This is a genomic window from Rhodopseudomonas parapalustris (genome assembly GCF_053772255.1).
Genome location: NZ_JAMKBZ010000006.1, coordinates 80,670 through 96,762, shown reverse-complemented (window position 1 = coordinate 96,762; position 16,093 = coordinate 80,670). Strand labels below are relative to the sequence as shown.

The 16,093-nt window shown below is 64.9% G+C and carries 15 protein-coding genes; 13 read left to right on the top strand and 2 right to left on the bottom strand.

All coding sequences use genetic code 11. The features are described 5' to 3' along the window. Positions 1-57: 57 nt before the first annotated feature. Together M9H71_RS07835 and M9H71_RS07830 are read left to right on the top strand one after the other, a co-directional pair. Positions 58-657: a class I SAM-dependent methyltransferase gene (locus M9H71_RS07835; protein WP_455404487.1), complete on the top strand. Its 600-nt coding sequence runs from the start codon at positions 58-60 to the stop codon at positions 655-657. A gap of 129 nt (positions 658-786) precedes the next feature. After that, complete coding sequence (locus M9H71_RS07830; protein WP_455404486.1) at positions 787-1,149, top strand: hypothetical protein; 363 nt, start codon at positions 787-789, stop codon at positions 1,147-1,149. Positions 1,150-1,165: 16 nt separating this feature from the next. Here the strand turns inward: M9H71_RS07830 and M9H71_RS07825 are convergent, their stop codons facing one another. After that, entirely contained in the window at positions 1,166-1,864 is a 699-nt protein-coding gene (locus M9H71_RS07825) for a GntR family transcriptional regulator (RefSeq protein ID WP_455404485.1), read from the bottom strand. A 313-nt stretch (positions 1,865-2,177) separates the two neighbouring features. On the opposite strand from M9H71_RS07825, the gene M9H71_RS07820 reads away from it, so the two are divergent. From M9H71_RS07820 to M9H71_RS07805, 4 genes are all read left to right on the top strand, one after another. After that, the gene (locus M9H71_RS07820) at positions 2,178-2,966 is read left to right on the top strand and encodes an ABC transporter ATP-binding protein (protein ID WP_455404484.1); all 789 of its coding nucleotides are present in this window, start codon (positions 2,178-2,180) and stop codon (positions 2,964-2,966) included. Continuing rightward, positions 2,966-3,844, top strand: coding sequence for an ABC transporter permease (locus tag M9H71_RS07815; protein ID WP_455404483.1), 879 nt, complete (start codon positions 2,966-2,968; stop codon positions 3,842-3,844). Before M9H71_RS07820 ends, M9H71_RS07815 begins: the two co-directional genes overlap by 1 nt. A gap of 56 nt (positions 3,845-3,900) precedes the next feature. Next, positions 3,901-4,878: an ABC transporter substrate-binding protein gene (locus M9H71_RS07810; RefSeq protein WP_455404482.1), complete on the top strand. Its 978-nt coding sequence runs from the start codon at positions 3,901-3,903 to the stop codon at positions 4,876-4,878. A gap of 70 nt (positions 4,879-4,948) precedes the next feature. Further along, positions 4,949-6,226: an amidase gene (locus tag M9H71_RS07805; RefSeq protein ID WP_455404481.1), complete on the top strand. Its 1,278-nt coding sequence runs from the start codon at positions 4,949-4,951 to the stop codon at positions 6,224-6,226. Between the two features lie 48 nt (positions 6,227-6,274). Here the strand turns inward: M9H71_RS07805 and M9H71_RS07800 are convergent, their stop codons facing one another. Continuing rightward, on the bottom strand, positions 6,275-8,077 hold the full coding sequence (locus M9H71_RS07800; RefSeq protein WP_455404480.1) for a PHA/PHB synthase family protein: 1,803 nt from the start codon (positions 8,075-8,077) through the stop codon (positions 6,275-6,277). A 338-nt stretch (positions 8,078-8,415) separates the two neighbouring features. Here M9H71_RS07800 and M9H71_RS07795 point away from each other — a divergent pair, with 338 nt between their 5' ends. The 7 genes from M9H71_RS07795 to recJ all read left to right on the top strand — a co-directional run bounded on the left by M9H71_RS07795 (position 8,416) and on the right by recJ (position 15,927). After that, complete coding sequence (locus tag M9H71_RS07795; RefSeq protein ID WP_455404479.1) at positions 8,416-8,706, top strand: hypothetical protein; 291 nt, start codon at positions 8,416-8,418, stop codon at positions 8,704-8,706. A 184-nt stretch (positions 8,707-8,890) separates the two neighbouring features. Then, positions 8,891-10,111: an LL-diaminopimelate aminotransferase gene (locus M9H71_RS07790; RefSeq protein WP_455404478.1), complete on the top strand. Its 1,221-nt coding sequence runs from the start codon at positions 8,891-8,893 to the stop codon at positions 10,109-10,111. Positions 10,112-10,188: 77 nt separating this feature from the next. Continuing rightward, positions 10,189-11,514 carry a homoserine dehydrogenase gene (locus M9H71_RS07785; protein WP_455404477.1) on the top strand — a complete coding sequence of 442 codons (1,326 nt, stop codon included), beginning with the start codon at positions 10,189-10,191 and terminating at the stop codon, positions 11,512-11,514. Positions 11,515-11,576: 62 nt separating this feature from the next. Further along, positions 11,577-12,581, top strand: a complete 1,005-nt coding sequence (glpX, locus tag M9H71_RS07780; protein ID WP_455404476.1) for a class II fructose-bisphosphatase — start codon at positions 11,577-11,579, stop codon at positions 12,579-12,581. 12 nt (positions 12,582-12,593) lie between these two features. Then, entirely contained in the window at positions 12,594-13,037 is a 444-nt protein-coding gene (locus M9H71_RS07775) for an N-acetyltransferase family protein (protein WP_455404475.1), read from the top strand. 116 nt (positions 13,038-13,153) lie between these two features. Then, positions 13,154-13,879 carry a haloacid dehalogenase type II gene (locus tag M9H71_RS07770; RefSeq protein WP_455404474.1) on the top strand — a complete coding sequence of 242 codons (726 nt, stop codon included), beginning with the start codon at positions 13,154-13,156 and terminating at the stop codon, positions 13,877-13,879. A gap of 206 nt (positions 13,880-14,085) precedes the next feature. Continuing rightward, positions 14,086-15,927 carry a single-stranded-DNA-specific exonuclease RecJ gene (gene recJ / locus M9H71_RS07765; RefSeq protein WP_455404473.1) on the top strand — a complete coding sequence of 614 codons (1,842 nt, stop codon included), beginning with the start codon at positions 14,086-14,088 and terminating at the stop codon, positions 15,925-15,927. The last annotated feature ends 166 nt before the right edge of the window (positions 15,928-16,093 follow it).

The following is a 16,093-nucleotide window of genomic DNA, read 5'->3' as shown; positions in this document are numbered from 1 at the left end:
TCAACACGCCGTCGCTCCCGTTCCTGCGCACGGGAGCGACGCCATTTGGAACCTGACATGACGCGCGCCTTCGACGACGACACGCTGCGGTTCTACCGCGGCAACGCCACCGCCTACGCTGAGCGCCAGCCGCGCAGCGCCACCTTGACCCGTTTCCTCGGCGAGCTGCCGGCGGGCGCCAAGATCCTCGAGCTCGGTTGTGGTGCCGGCTATCAGGCCGAGGCGATGCTCGCCGCAGGCTTCGACGTCGAGGCGACCGACGGTTCGCAGGAGCTGGCTGCGGAGGCTTCGCGCCGGCTCGGGCGGCCGGTCCGTACCATGCTGTTCCACGAGCTCGACGCCGTCGACACTTACGACGCCGTCTGGGCGCACGCCTGCCTGCTGCATGTGCCCCGCGACGAGCTTGCCGATGTGTTGAAGCGGGTGTGGCGGGCGCTCAAGCCGGGCGGCCTGTTCTATGCCAGCTACAAATCCGGCGACGGCGAGGGGCGCGACAAGCTCTCGCGCTACTACAACTACCCGTCGGAGGAGTGGCTGCGCGGGCGCTACGCCGAAGCCGGCTCGTGGGCCTCGATGGCCATCGAGACCAGCGAGGGGAAGGGGTTCGATAAGGAGCTGGCCCGTTTTCTTCACGTCTCGGTCCGGAAGCCTGTGTGAGAGCTTTCCGTTGATGAGTTCCGAAAGTGCTGTGCGACGCGAGACGCGACCCGGGCCCTGGGCCTGTTCTCAAGGCTCCGCCGCCATGGTTAAATTCCGCAGGTGAGCTCAAACGGTTTCGGAGGCGGCATGACGACAGCTCCTGTGCTGGTGATCCTCGGTTTGGCGACGGCGTTGGGGTTGTATCTCGGGCTGTTGTATCTGCGCGGTGAACGCAAGCAGGGGCTGGTGGCGCTGCATCTGTTGCTCGGCTTCGGTGGCCTCGAAACCCTGGTGATGCTGTTGCACGGCACGCCAGATGGTGCCCAGGCGGCCGGCAATATCAGTCTCGGCAAAGTTGCGGTCGGGATGTTCGCCGTTTCGGCTTTCTCGGGCTTCATCGCCGCGCTGGCGCGGCGGTCGCCTGTGGCGGCAAATGTCGTGCTCGGCACTCACATCACGGTCGGGCTCGCCGGCTTCGCGCTGCTGCTGGCCTGGGTGTCGGGGACGTAGCGCCGGTGCTTCGGCCTCAGCGGGCGGCGTTCAGCAGCTCGCCGTCGTCAATCGACACCGGCGCCGACTTCAGTTGCGCCTCCTGTTCGATCAGATGCAGCGTCTGCGCCAAGTGGCGTTCGGTCGTGGCCACCACGCCGTCGCGGTCGCGGCTTCGGTAGAGTGCCAGCAGTTCGGCGTGGTCGCGATTGTTCACCTCGCGAATGTCGGGATCAGCGAACAGCGACAGCACGACATAAGGCGAGGCGGCATGGGCGAGGTTGTAGACCAGACTGCCGAGCCGGCCGCTGGTGGTGTTGCCGGTCAGCGCAGCGTGAAACTCTTCGTTGAGACTGGCCCAGCTTTGCGCGGACACTTTGCCGGTCATCTTGCGATGGCAGGCCTCGGCGCGTGACAGATCGTCCTCGGTGACATGGTCGAAGGTGCGGGCGGCCAACAGCGGCTCCAGGCGCATCCGCATCTGGTAGATTTCCTGCACGTCGTCCAGCGTCAGTCCCCGAACAACAGCGCCGCGCCGCGCGTCGAGAGAGATGAGCCCTTCGGACAATAGGTCCCGAAATGCTTCCCGCACCGGCGTGGTGCTGACGTCGAGCTGACGCGCGATTTCTTCCTGGCGCAGACGCGTTCCGGCCGGGTAGCGCCCCTGCAGAATCTTGGTCCGCAGATCGTGCAGGACATGCTGGCGGACCGTCGTGGGCTGTCCACGTTTCCGCATCGTTCACCCCCTCGGTTGTCCGTCGGCGTGCAATGTCTTCGCCGCAGCCGGTCGCGGGGCCTCGCATCGCCCGCGCTCTCGCCGTCGTTTCAATCTCGTCTATCACACTTACTCCGCGAACCACTGCCGTTTCGGTGTGCATAATGCACAATGCATTTGAGCAGCCGGCTGGGCCGGGGCGGCGCTCGTCTCACCGGACGCGGGGCGGGCGATCCGTCGCTAATCGCTGTAGTGATTGGGAATTCGGCGGCTTTGCGACTTTCGTTGAGGTGCTGGCACAGCCTTTGCAAAGCAATTGCAAAGGAGCAAATCCATGGCCGAGCCGCAGATCCAACTCAGCGTTCGAGACGTCCGCAAGGTATTTCCCAGCAAGGGCGGCGCCGTGCCGGTTCTCGACGGACTATCCTTTGATATTTACGAGCGCGACTTCGTCAGCATCATCGGGCCGAGCGGCTGCGGCAAGACGACGATCTTCAACGTGATCGCCGGATTGCTGAACGCGGACAGCGGCAGCCTGATCTATCGCGGCGAGCCGGTCAGCAGTCTGCGCGGCCGTATCGGCTATATGATGCAGAAGGATCTGCTGTTTCCCTGGCGCACGGTGCTGGAGAACGTGCTGCTCGGTCTGCGTGTGCGCGGCGTTGCCGATGCCGAAGCGCTCGACACCGCGCGGGAGTATCTGTCGACGTTCGGTCTGTCCGGCTTCGAGAAGGCCTATCCCAAGACGTTGTCGGGCGGCATGCGCCAGCGCGTGGCGCTGATCCGAACACTGATCATGGATCCCGATATCCTGCTGCTCGACGAGCCGTTCTCCGCGCTCGACTACCAGACGCGGCTGTATCTCGAAGGCGTGCTGATGGAGGCGGTCGAGACCTTCCACAAGACCGTCATTCTGATCACCCACGACGTCGACGAGGCCGTGGCTCTTTCCAAGCGTGTGGTGGCGCTAAGCGGGCGGCCGACCAAGGTCAAGAACGTCCACCACATCGACATCGAGCGCGCCGGGCCGGTCGAGGCGCGCAGCGATCACCGGTTCTCCGAGTATTTCCACATGCTCTGCGGCGAACTCGACATCCAGACCAGAAAAGTGAAGTCCAACTAATGACCAGCGCAACAGACGTCGCGTCGCCGTCGGGCGGTAATGCCGCGATTGCAAATCGCGAAAAGATCAGCACGGTCCAGCGCCTGATCGTCGCGTTCGATACTCACATCGGCCGCACCTTGCTGCAGACGCTGGCCGTTGTGGCGTTCTTTCTCGTGTGGGAGTTCGGCGTCCATATGGGGTGGATCTCCGAATTCCTGGTCGGCAAGCCGTCCGGAATCTGGCTGCGCTTCGAAACCCAGATGCTCGACGGCTCGCTGATCGTCGACAGCGGATATACCTTGTACGAGGCGATCCTCGGTTTCGTCGTCGGCACCATCATCGGATCGATCCTCGGCCTCGCGATGTGGTACTCGGTCTTCGTCGCGCGGATGACCGAACCGTTCATCGTGGCGTTGAACAGCGTGCCGAAGATCGCTTTGGCGCCGGTCATTCTGCTGTGGTTCGGCACGGGGCTGTTGTCGAAGGTGGTTCTTGTGGTGTCGATGACGGCACTGGTGGCGCTGATCGCGGCCTATCAGGCGGCCAAGGACAGCGACAAGGATCTGCAATCGCTGATGGTGTCGATGGGCGGCTCCAAGCATCAGATTTTCTATAGCGTGATCATCCCGTCGTCGTTGCCGGCGATCATCGCCACCTTCCGGATCAATATCGGCTTCGCGCTGGTCGGCGCGGTGGTCGGAGAGTTCATCTCCTCCAAGCGTGGCCTCGGGCATCTCGTCTACAACGCATCGAGTCTCTACGACCTGAACTCAGTTTGGGTCGGGTTGTTCGTCCTGATGTTCATGGGGTTCGTACTCTACCACGGCATCGATGCGCTGGAGCGTTACTTGCTCCCCTGGAAGCAAGATGCCGGACACGTCCGGATCCAGGCCTAGACGCGGCCTCTCACGCAATCACCACACTGTTCACCCAACCACGGAGCCAAAGCCCTATGCGTTCGATCGGAAAAATCGTCGGTGCAGTCACCGTCATGGCGTCGCTTGCGATGTCGACGGCGGTGCCGACCGCCGCGATGGCCAAGCAGGTCAAGATCTCGCAAGCCTTCCAGTCCATGCTTTACCTTCCGTTCTACGTCGCGATGGACAAGGGCTTCTTCAAGCAGCAGGGACTCGACGTCGACAAGGAAACCGCCGGCTCGCCCACGACGGCCTTGTCCGCGGTGCTGTCCGGCAGCGCAGCGTTCTCGATCCATGGTCCCGAGTGGACCGCGATCGCCAATTCGAAAGGCGCCGACGTCGCTATCATCTGCAACGTCGTCAACGGGGCTGCAGTGTGGGTCGCAGCGACGCCGGATTTCAAGTACGAGACGCTGAAAGACCTCAAGGGCCAGAAGGTCGTCGCCGGCCTGATGCCGACCACCAGCACGTCGCTGTTCATGAAGCTATTGAAGGACAACGGCATGAGGCCTGATTCCGACGTCGATCTGCTGCAGGTGCAGATCGGCTCGGAGCCGGGCCCGTTCCTCGGCGGACAGGCCAAGCTCGCCGTGCTGTACGAGCCCGGCCTCGATCAGGTGGTGGCCAAGGGCATGAAAGTGGTGATCGGCTTCCCGAAGGCCTACGGCCCGTATGCATTCTCGTCGATCACGGCGCGCAAAGGTGTCGATCCGAAGGACGCGCAGGCCGTCGTCAACGCGATGGAGCTGGCGCTGCGCTTCATGAAGAACAATCCGGATGAAGCGGTCGCCATTGCTCAGAAGGAATTTCCGACGCTCGATCCCAAGATCGTCGAGGCGGCGGTGCGGCGGATGATCGCCGAGAACGTCTATCCGACCAGCGTGCAGACGACTAAGCAGGCCTACGAGACCGCGATGCAGACCCAGATCGCGCTCGGCAATCTGAAGCAGGCTCCGAAGTACGAGGATTTCGTCATCCAGGACTACGTCAAGCCGGCGCTCGCGCTGAAGTAATCAAGCCGAAACGCCGGCGGTCCGAGGTGATCGCCGGCGTGTTCTTCCCGTGCCGAGGACCATCTCCACCATGTCGAATCCGTTGGGACTGCTCGCAGTCCATCGCGCGTTTCGTGAAGGAACGCTGAGCCCCGCCGACTATCTTGCAACCTGCACTCAGCGCGCCGACGAGGTCGAACCGTGGCTGAAGGCGTTCTGCTATCGCGTGCCGGCCGATCAGCTCACGGGCGGCGAGGGCCCGCTGGCTGGAATCCCTGTCGGGATCAAGGACATCATCGCCACTGCCGGGGTTCCGACCACCAACGGATCGCGCGTCTACGCCGATCATGTTCCGGATCAGGACGCGCCCATCGTCACCCGCATCAAGCAGCTCGGCGGCATCGTGTTCGGCAAGACCGTGAGCACCGAGTTCGCTTGGCGCAGCCCCGGCCCGACGGTCAATCCGAACAACCCGCAGCACACGCCCGGCGGCTCGTCGAGCGGGTCGGCGGCTGCGGTGGCTGCCGGCATCGTGCCGATCGCGCTCGGTACCCAGACTGTCGGTTCAGTGGTGCGCCCCGCTGCCTATTGCGGCATCGTCGGCTTCAAGCCGAGCTTCGGCGCAATTGTACGCGACGGCGTTCACCCATTGGCGCAGTCGCTCGATCACGTTGGATTTTTGACCCGATCGGTGGAGGATGCGGCGTTCGCATTCGGCTTGCTGGCGGACAATGCCGACGCGTCGGGAGCGGCCAAGGCCGTCGAAGCTGACGTCCTTCCGGCTGCGCCGTCGCTCCGCCTCGGTGTGGTCCGCCCGCCGATCTGGGATCGGGTCAGTGCCGAGCAGAACCAGGCGTTCGAAGCTGCGCTGCAGACACTCCAGCGAGCTGGCGTCAGCATCGTGCCGCTGGAGTTGCCGGCAGAGTATTGGCTGGGGTTCGATGCGGCCGAGGTAATTCTGGCGGCAGAGGCGGCTGCCATCTTCAATACGCTCGTGAAGCAGAAGCCTGATCTGACCAGTCCGCAATTGAAGGAGCTGGTGGCAGCCGGCAACACGATCAGCGCGCCGCGCTACATCGAAGCCCGGCAGTTGCAGGCATCGCTGCACCAGGAACTTCCGCGCCATCTGAGCGGTCTCGACGGCGTCCTGACGGTGCCGGCCCCCGGCGAGGCGCCGGAAGGATTGGCCTATACCGGAGACGCCAGCTTCTGCGCGCTGTGGACCATGCTGGGCGTGCCGGCGCTGACGATGCCGATCGCCCGGTCGGCACGCGGCCTGCCGCTCGGCCTGCAGGTGATCGGTGGATTTGGCGAGGACGCCAAGCTGCTGCGCACCGCGCGGGTGGTCGAGGCGCAACTGGCGAGCTGACGCCTCTCAGCGCGGTTGCAGCTTCGCCGCCGCGCGATGGTCAAGAGGTCACGACCGGACCTTGACGTAGCTACCCGGCGCGTCTTCCAGCGGCGGGTAGGCTTCATTGCCGATCGTGCGGGCAGGGACCTGCTCGTCGTCGAACTGGCCGATCCAGGCGCGCCAATCCGGCCACCACGACCCCTTGTGCTCCTCGGCGCCGCTCAGCCAATTGGCGACCGAACCGGCGAGGATGTCGGGGTTGGTCCAATACTGGTACTTGTTGGCGGCCGGGGGATTGATGACGCCGGCGATGTGGCCGGAGCCCGACAGCACGAACTTCACCGGTCCGCCGAAGAACTGCGAGCCGTACAGCACCGACTCCGCCGGCGCGATGTGATCCTCGCGGGTGGCTAGGTTGTAGATCGGCACCTTGACCTTGGAGAGGTCAAGTGTGGTGTTGTCCAGCACCATGGTGCCGGCCGACAGCTTGTTGTCGAGATAGCAGTTGCGCAGATAGTAGGAGTGGTTCGCCGCCGGCATCCGCGTGGCGTCGGAATTCCAGTGCAGCAGGTCGAACGCCTGCGGCGGCTGGCCCTTCAGGTAGTTGTTGACGACGTAGGACCAGATCAGGTCGTTCGGCCGCAGCATGTTGAAGGCCATCGCCATCTTGGCGCCTTCGAGAACGCCGGTGACCTTCATCTCGCGTTCGACCGCGGAAATCTGCTCCTCGTCGACGAACACCATCAGGTCGCCGGCTTGGGTGAAGTCGACCTGCGTGGTCAGGAAGGTCGCCGAGGTGACCCGCACCCGGCGGCGCTCGGCGAGCCAGGCCAGCGTCGAGGCGAGCAGGGTGCCGCCGACGCAGTAACCCAGCGTGTGCACCTTCATCTCGCCGGTGACCTTCTCGACCACGTCCATCGCGGTCAGCGGGCCGAGCTTCATGTAGTCGGCGAAATCCTTGTCGGCGAGGCTCTTGTCCGGGTTGACCCAGGAGATCACGAAGACGGTGAGACCCTGGTCGACGCACCATTTGATGAACGACTTCTCCGGCTTCAGGTCGAGAATGTAGTACTTGTTGATCCACGGCGGCACGATCAGCAGCGGCGTCCGCTGCACCGTCTCGGTGGCGGGCTCGTACTGGATGAGCTGCATGATCTCGTTCTGGAAGATCACCTTGCCCGGGGTCACGGCCATGTTGACGCCGACCTCGAGCCCTGCCGGGTCGGATTGCCGGATCTTCAGATGGCCTCGGCCGGACTGGATGTCGTCGGCCAGCATCTTCATCCCGCGCACCAGATTGTCGCCGCTGGATTCGAGCGTTTGACGCGTCAGTTCCGGATTGGTCATCACGAAGTTGGACGGTGCCAGCGCAGTGGTGAGCTGCTGGATATAAAACGCCGCCTTGCGCTTGGTGTGCGGGTCGATCTCCGCGTTTTTCACCAGCTCGTCCGCCCACTGCGTGGTGAGCAGATAGGCCTGCATCAGGAAATCGTAGAACGCATTGGTCTTCCATTCCGGCGCCGCGAACCGCTTGTCGCGCGGCGAGGGCGCGATCGCCGGTTCGGCCTGTTCCCCGGCCAGACGGCGGGAGGCCGCACCCCACAGCTCCAGATACGACTTGCCGAGCCGTTGCTGTAGCTCGTTGGCGCGAGCCTGGTCGGACAGCCAGTAATTGGCGACGGAGGAGAAGCTCCGGACCATCTCGGTCAGGCCGGGCGGCGGATGACCGTCCGGCGGCACGGTGCCGCCTTGCGACTTCATCATCGTCGCGAGGGCCTGGCTGCCGCTCTCCATCGCTTGCGTCAGATTCCGGGCGAACGCATCAGGATCGAATTTCGGGGTCTGGGGGTCAGCGAGCTTGTCGGTCATGAAACAACACTACAGTCCAGTATGGAAATTCCACTGAGATTTGTCGTCGCGGCCACCGGATGATGGCATAGTTCGGTAGACGCCGCTGATTTCGATGTGCTGCAGTGCGACAAATTGCGCTTGATTTAGCCACATTGACATCCCAGTGAGGCGGTCGGGTCGGTTAATGTCGCGGTTCGGTGCTGGCCGGTTCGAGGCGAAATAAGATAGGGTTTAATCCGCGAGTGCGACGATTGTTGCGGGCGGCGACGGTCGAGAGGCGAGGCCGCGTGAAGGCGAGCAGGGTGAAGCAAGTGGCAGGCAGAGGTGGATGGATGCGACTTGGCTCGCGGGCTGCTGTGGCGGCCGGGCTGGTCGTGGCCGGCTGCGCTCTCGGCGGCTGCTCGGTTTCGCTGTCGGATATGCCCTTGCTCGGCAGCAGCGACGCCCCTGCCAAGGCGAAGGAAGCCGACGCCTTCCCGGCCGTGAACGACCTTCCGGCCAATCGCGACGAGGCGGTGCTGGCCCCGGCCGAGCGTAACAAGATCGAACAGGAATTGATCGCCGCGCGCGAGCGCCAGGCAAATGCAAATGCCAGCGCGGCGCCGCCGGCAGCTACCGCGGCCGCCAGAACGGCGGCGTCGAAGTAGCCGGACCGACGCCGCCATTGACCACCCGCCGCCGGGGCAGGTGACGACCGCGCGCAGGCTGCATGTCAGCTTCGCCGCAAACAGCCGTAAATTCGAACGAATCAGGGCGTTGCTGCACGTTTATCGGATTCCCCTCCGATCAAGAACGCGGTAACGATCCCACCGTTACCCGGAGTCGAGGACCATGGAAGAATTTTACCGCATCCGCCGTTTGCCGCCTTACGTGTTTGAGCAGGTCAACCGGGCCAAGGCCGCCGCGCGCAACGCCGGGGCCGACATCATCGACATGGGCATGGGCAATCCGGACCTGCCGGCGCCGCCGCATGTGCTCGAGAAGCTCAAGGACACCCTCGGCAAGCCACGCACCGACCGCTATTCGGCGTCGCGCGGCATCACTGGCCTGCGCAAGGCCCAGGCCGGCTATTACGAGCGTCGGTTCGGCGTGAAGCTGAACCCCGACACCCAGGTGGTCGCCACGCTCGGCTCCAAGGAAGGTTTCGCGAACGTCGCCCAGGCGATCACCGCGCCCGGCGACGTCGTGCTCTGCCCCAACCCGAGCTATCCGATCCATGCTTTCGGTTTCCTCATGGCCGGCGGCGTGATCCGTTCGGTGCCGTCCGAGCCGACCCCGGATTTCTTCGCCGCCGCCGAGCGGGCGATCATCCATTCGATCCCCAAGCCGATCGCGCTGATCGCCTGCTATCCGTCGAACCCGACCGCCTATGTGGCCAGCCTCGACTTCTACAAGGATCTGGTGGCGTTCGCGAAGAAGCACGAGATCATGATCCTGTCGGATCTGGCCTACGCCGAGGTCTATTTCGACGACAACAACCCGCCGCCATCGGTGCTGCAGGTTCCGGGTGCGATGGACGTCACCGTCGAGTTCACCTCGATGTCGAAGACGTTCTCGATGGCCGGCTGGCGGATGGGCTTTGCGGTCGGCAACGAGCGCATCATCGCGGCGCTGGCGCGGGTAAAGTCGTATCTCGACTACGGCGCCTTCACCCCGGTGCAGGTGGCCGCCACCGCCGCGCTGAACGGCCCCGACGACTGCATCAAGGAAATGCGCGAGACCTACAAGAAGCGCCGCGACGCGCTGGTGGAGAGCTTCGGCCGCGCCGGCTGGGAAATCCCGCCGCCGTCGGCCTCGATGTTCGCCTGGGCGCCGCTGCCGCCGGCGTTCCGCGAACTCGGCAGCATGCAGTTCGCCACCCTGATGGTGGAAAAATCCGGCGTCGTGGTGTCGCCCGGCGTCGCGTTCGGCGAGCACGGCGAGGGCTACGTCCGCATCGCGATGGTGGAAAACGAGCAGCGCATCCGCCAGGCGGCGCGCGGCGTCCGGCGCTTCCTTGAAAGCGGCGTCGAAACGTTGCACAACGTCGTGCCTCTCGCCGTTCAGCGATAGGCCGTCATTGGAGGTCGCCCGCCGGCCTCCGGGTTCTTTCCCGAGAAACGCCGGTTCCGGCAGCAGGTTTGCGCGTCATGGTCGCGCCACTCAGAGTGGGTATTGCGGGTCTCGGCACCGTGGGTGCCGAAGTGGTCCGCGTCATCGAACGGCAGGAGCGGACCTTGTCCGCTCGCTGCGGCCGTCCCGTGCGCGTGGTCGCTGTGACCGCGCGCTCCAAGGCGAAGAAGCGCGGGCTCGACCTCTCCGGCATCAAGTGGGCCAAGAGCCCGCTGGCGATCGCCACCGATCCCGAGGTCGACTGCTTCGTCGAACTGATCGGCGGCGCCGGCGAGCCGGCCGGCCCTGCGATCGAGGCGGCGCTCGCTGCCGGCAAGGCCGTGGTCACCGCCAACAAGGCGCTGATCGCCAAGCACGGCCTCAAGCTCGCCGCGCTCGCCGAGAAGCACGGTGCCGCGCTGAACTACGAAGCTGCGGTCGGCGCCGCGATCCCGGTGATCAAGACGCTGCGCGAAGGCCTCGCCGGCACCGACATCGATCGCATCTACGGCATTCTCAACGGCACCTGTAATTACATCCTGACCCGGATGGAGCAGGAGGGGCTGTCGTTCGATGACTGCCTCGCCGATGCGCAGCGGCTCGGCTACGCCGAAGCCGATCCGACCTTCGATATCGACGGCCATGACACCGCGCAGAAACTCGCGATCCTGGCTAGTCTCGCGTTCGGCACCAAGGTGTCGGAGAGCTCGGTCTACGTCGAGGGCATCCGCTCGATCACCCCGCAGGATCTGCGTGCGGCCGATGATCTCGGCTACCGGGTCAAGCTGCTCGGCGTGGCAGTCCGCACCGCCAAGGGAATCGAGCAGCGCGTGCACCCGACCATGGTGCCGAAGACGTCGTCGATCGCTCAGGTGATGGGCGTGACCAACGCGGTATCGATCGATGGCGACGGCATTCCGCCGATCACTTTGGTCGGTGCCGGCGCCGGCGCTGCTGCCACTGCGTCCGCGGTGGTGGCCGATATCGCCGACGTCGCGCGCGGCATTCGTGCGGTGCCGTTCGGCCGGCCGGTGGCGGGGCTGAAGGCGACCGCGAAGGCGCCGATGCAGCGTCACGAGGGCGGCTACTACCTGCGGTTGCTGGCGCGCGATCATGCCGGTACCGCCGCCACCATCGCCAAACGGCTCGCCGAGCAGGACATCTCGATCGAGTCGATCGTGCAGCGGCATCCGCACCGCAGTGTCGATGCCAACGGCAAGGCGGCCAAATCGTCGGTCCCGGTGCCGGTGATCCTGATCACTTACGCCACCGCCGAAGACGCGGTGCGCCGCGCGCTGCAGGCAGTGCAGCGCGATAAGGTGATCAGCGGCCGGCCACAGGTGATCCGGATCGAAAAGAACTGAGTTCGACCATTCGTACAGCCCCCGCCGCAAGCGCGGGGGCGCTGTTTTGAGGAGCTGGGCCGATGTCGACCACCATTTCCGTTCCGCCGCAATTGTTGCTGGAGCGCATCCTGACGCTGGAGATCGTGCGCGTGACCGAGCGCGCCGCAGTCTCTGCGGCGCGGCTGCGCGGCCACGGCAACGAGAAGGGCGCCGACCAGGCCGCGGTGGACGCGATGCGCCGCGAACTCAACAAGATGCCGATCGAAGGCACCATCGTAATCGGCGAGGGCGAGCGGGACGAAGCGCCGATGCTGTTCATCGGTGAGAAGGTCGGCGCCGGCGTCGACACCGGCCCGAAGGTCGATATCGCGGTCGATCCGCTCGAAGGCACCACGCTCTGCGCCAAGAACATGCCGGGCTCGATCGCCACCATGGCGATGGCCGAAGGCGGCACGCTGCTGCACGCGCCCGACGTCTACATGCAGAAGATCGCGATCGGCCCGGGATACGACAAGGGCGTGATCGACATCGACGCACCGCCGGAAGACAACATCCGCCGGCTGGCAAATGCCAAGGACGTTCCGGTGCACGACATCACCGTGCTGGTGCTCGACCGGCCCCGCCATGCCGAGCTGATCGCCAAGATCCGCGCCACCGGCGCGGGCGTCCAGCTCATCACCGATGGTGACGTGGCCGGCGTGATCCACTGCGCCGATCCGGACAACACCGGCGTCGACATCTACATGGGCACCGGCGGCGCGCCGGAAGGCGTGCTGGCCGCGGCGGCGCTGCGCTGCATCGGTGGCCAGATGCAATGTCGGCTGCTGCTCGACACCCACTCCAAGCGCAACCGCGCCGAGTCGATGGGCATCGAGGATCCGAATTTCGTCTACCAGATCGAGGATATGGTGAAGGGCGACTGCCTGTTCGCCGCGACCGGCGTGACCGACGGCTCGCTGCTGTCCGGTGTCAAGTTCCGCAAGCATGTAATCCAGACCGAGACCGTGGTGATGCGTTCGGTCACCGGCACGGTGCGCTACATCAAGGCGGATCACCGCCAGTTCGAAAAGTTCCACCTGGACTAAGGAGATCGTCGGATGGCCGTCGAGATTCGTCCCGTCGGCCCCGACGAACGGGCCGCGTGGGAGCCGCTGTGGGGCGGCTATCTGGAGTTCTACAAAGCGACCCTCGCGCCCGGCACCTCCGACGTCACCTGGGCGCGGTTTCACGATCCCGCCGAGCCGATGCATCTGCTCGGCGCCTATGTGGACGGTAAGCTCACCGGCATCGTGCAGTTCATCTATCATCGGTCGTGCTGGACGGCCGGTGATTACTGCTATCTGCAGGATTTGTTCGTCGACGACACCGCCCGCGGGCTCGGCCTTGGCCGCAAGCTGATCGAGGCGGTGTACGCGCGCGCCAAAGCCGACGGCTGCAGCCGCGTGCATTGGCTGACCCAGACCAGCAACGCCACCGCGCGTCTGCTTTACGACCGCATTGCCGAGGATTCCGGCTTCATGCAGTATCGGAAGATACTGTAGCCAGCCCAACAACGTCATTGCGAGGAGCGAAGCGACGAAGCAGTCCAGACGGAGCTCGTGACACTGGATTGCTTCGCTTCGCTCGCAATGACAGAAAACAACGAGGGATGAATGCCATGCCGGTCACCGAGCCGATCGATGTCAAAGCCCTGCTGTTCGACGTGTTCGGCACCGTGGTCGATTGGCGGACCAGCCTGATCGACGATCTCTCGGCCTACGCAGCTAACCGTGGCCTTGAAGGCGACTGGGCCGGATTGATCGACGCATGGCGGCAGGCTTACGTGCCGTCAATGGATGCCGTACGCAACAATCCGCAGGCCGATTTTCTCACCCTCGATGAATTGCACCGGCTATCGCTGAAGCAACTGGTCGGCGGGTTCGGCATCACGGGGCTGACCGAGGACGATCTCGATTACATGGTCACCGGCTGGCATCGGCTGAAGCCATGGCCGGGGGTCGTCGCGGCCCTGGAGCGGATGAAGACCAAGTACATCCTGGCCCCGCTGTCGAACGGCAATGTCGGCCTATTGACCCGGATGGCGAAGAATGCCGGTCTGCCGTGGGATCTGGTTCTCGGCAGCGACATCTTCCGGCACTACAAGCCGGATCCGGAGAATTATCTCGGCGCGGCAAAGCTGCTCAATCTGCAGCCGGGTGAAGTGATGCTGGTCGCCGCGCACAATTACGATCTTCAGGCCGCGCAGGCCCTGGGCCTGAAGACCGCATTCATTCCGCGTCCCACCGAATATGGCCCGCTGCAGACGATCGACTTCGAAGCCACTGGCGATTGGACCATCGTGGCGGACGATCTGGCCGGCGTCGCCGACCGTCTTGGGTGCTGATCTCGTTCCTTTCCATGTTTTGGGCGTCATCCTGAGGCGCCGCGCGTAGCGCGGCCTTGAAGGATGGGCTGCTTGCGCTTGTCGCCGGATCCATCGAGCTCGCGCCCGAGGGCGAGCGCCTCAGAATGACGACCCAGTGCATGAGGCGTGGAGCATTTACTGCTCCGGTTTGCGCGTCCCGCACTTCGTGCTTATCTGCGCTGACCATGACGCCTCCCGTATCCGCATTGCCGCCCGAAACCGTGCCGGCGTTTCTCGGCGTGACCCGCTCCGCCACCGGTAAGGCGTGGCGGGATCGGCTCGATGTGCGCGCCACCGCCAAGGCACAGGCGATGGTGCAGCGTTATCAATTGCCCGAGATGCTGGCGCGGGTTTTGGCAGGGCGGGGTGTGGAGATCGATCAGGTCGAGGATTTCCTCGACCCGACGATCCGCAAGCTGATGCCCGATCCGGCGTCGCTGACCCAGATGGAAGCGGGCGCCAACCGGATTGCGGACGCCGCCGCGCGCGGCGAGCAGGTGGCGATCTTCGGCGATTACGATGTCGATGGCGCCACCTCGTCGGCGCTGCTGGCGTGGCACTTGCGCCACTGCGGGCTCGACCCGCTGATCCACATTCCCGACCGCATCTTCGAAGGCTATGGCCCGAACATCGATGCAATTCGCATGCTCGCGGGCAAAGGCGCGACGCTGCTGATCACTGTCGATTGCGGCACCACCAGCCTGGAGCCGCTCGCCGAGGCGCGGCGGCTCGGCATGGGCGTGGTGGTAATCGATCATCACCAATGCGGCGACGAGCTGCCCGAGGTCGAGGCCCTGATCAATCCGAACCGGCCCGACGATCTGTCGGGGCTCGGCCATCTCGCCGCGGTCGGGTTGGTGCTGATGACGCTGGTCGCGGTCAATCGCGAGCTGCGGCACCGCGGATTCTGGACCACTGAGCGGCCAGAGCCGAACCTTCTGGACATGCTGCATCACGTCGCGCTCGGCACGGTCGCCGACGTGGCGCCACTGATCGGGCTGAACCGCGCCTTCGTCGCCAAGGGCCTGGTCGCGATGCGTCGGCGCGACCATGTCGGCCACACCGCGCTGATGGACGTGGCGAGGCTGGGCGGCCCGCCGGAGGCTTGGCATCTCGGCTTCATGCTCGGCCCGCGCATCAACGCCGGCGGCCGGATCGGCCGCGCCGATCTCGGCGTTCGGCTGCTGCTCGAATCCGACGTCTCCGAAGCCGCTCGCATCGCCGCTGAACTCGACCGCCTCAACAGCGAGCGCCGGGAGATCGAGCAGAAGGCCGAGGCCCAGGCCGAAGCCGAGGCGATGGCGTCTCTCGGCCTCGAGGATAAGGGTGCGGTAATCGTCACCGCATCGGAAGGTTGGCACCCCGGCGTGGTCGGCTTGGTCGCCTCGCGCCTGAAGGAGAAGTTCGGCCGGCCGTCCTTCGCGATCGCGCTGGAGCCCGGTGGCATCGGGACCGGCTCCGGCCGATCGATCTCCGGTGTCGATCTCGGCAAGGCGGTGCGCCAAGCCGTACACGACGGCTTGCTGCTGAAGGGCGGCGGCCATGCCATGGCGGCGGGCGTGACACTGCGCAAGGAGCGGCTTGCCGAATTCCGCGCCTGGCTGGAGACGACGCTCGCGGCGGACGTCGCCAAGTCGCGCCACGTCAACGAGCTGTATATCGACGGCGCTGTGTCGGCGCGCGGCGTGACGACCGCGCTCGCCGCGACGTTGAATCGGGCAGGGCCGTTCGGCGCCGGCACTCCGGAGCCGGTCGTCGCGTTGCCGGCGCACCAGCTCGTCTATGCCGACGAAGTCGGGCAGGCGCACCTGCGTCTGCGCTTCAAGTCCGGCGACGGTGCGACCGTCAACGGCATCGCGTTTCGCAGCGTCGGTCAGAAGCTGGGCAACGCGCTGACCGAGAATCGCGGCCAGACACTGCACGTCGCCGGCAGCCTCAGCATCGACCGCTGGCAGGGTGCTGAACGCGTCCAGCTCCGCGTCATCGACGTCGCGCTGCCCGACGCCGGACCGACGATGATTCGCTAATCCAGCGGTCGCTCTGCCAACTAATTCCGTTTCGCGATCAATCTGCATCAACGCTGTTGGTGATTCGTTCGGTGCGGCTACACCGAATCGCCGGCCTGTTCGCATCCGGAAGAGCACGCTTCGATGGTGTAGATTTTGTCGGCGTCGATCCCTGGTTGAGAGGGGC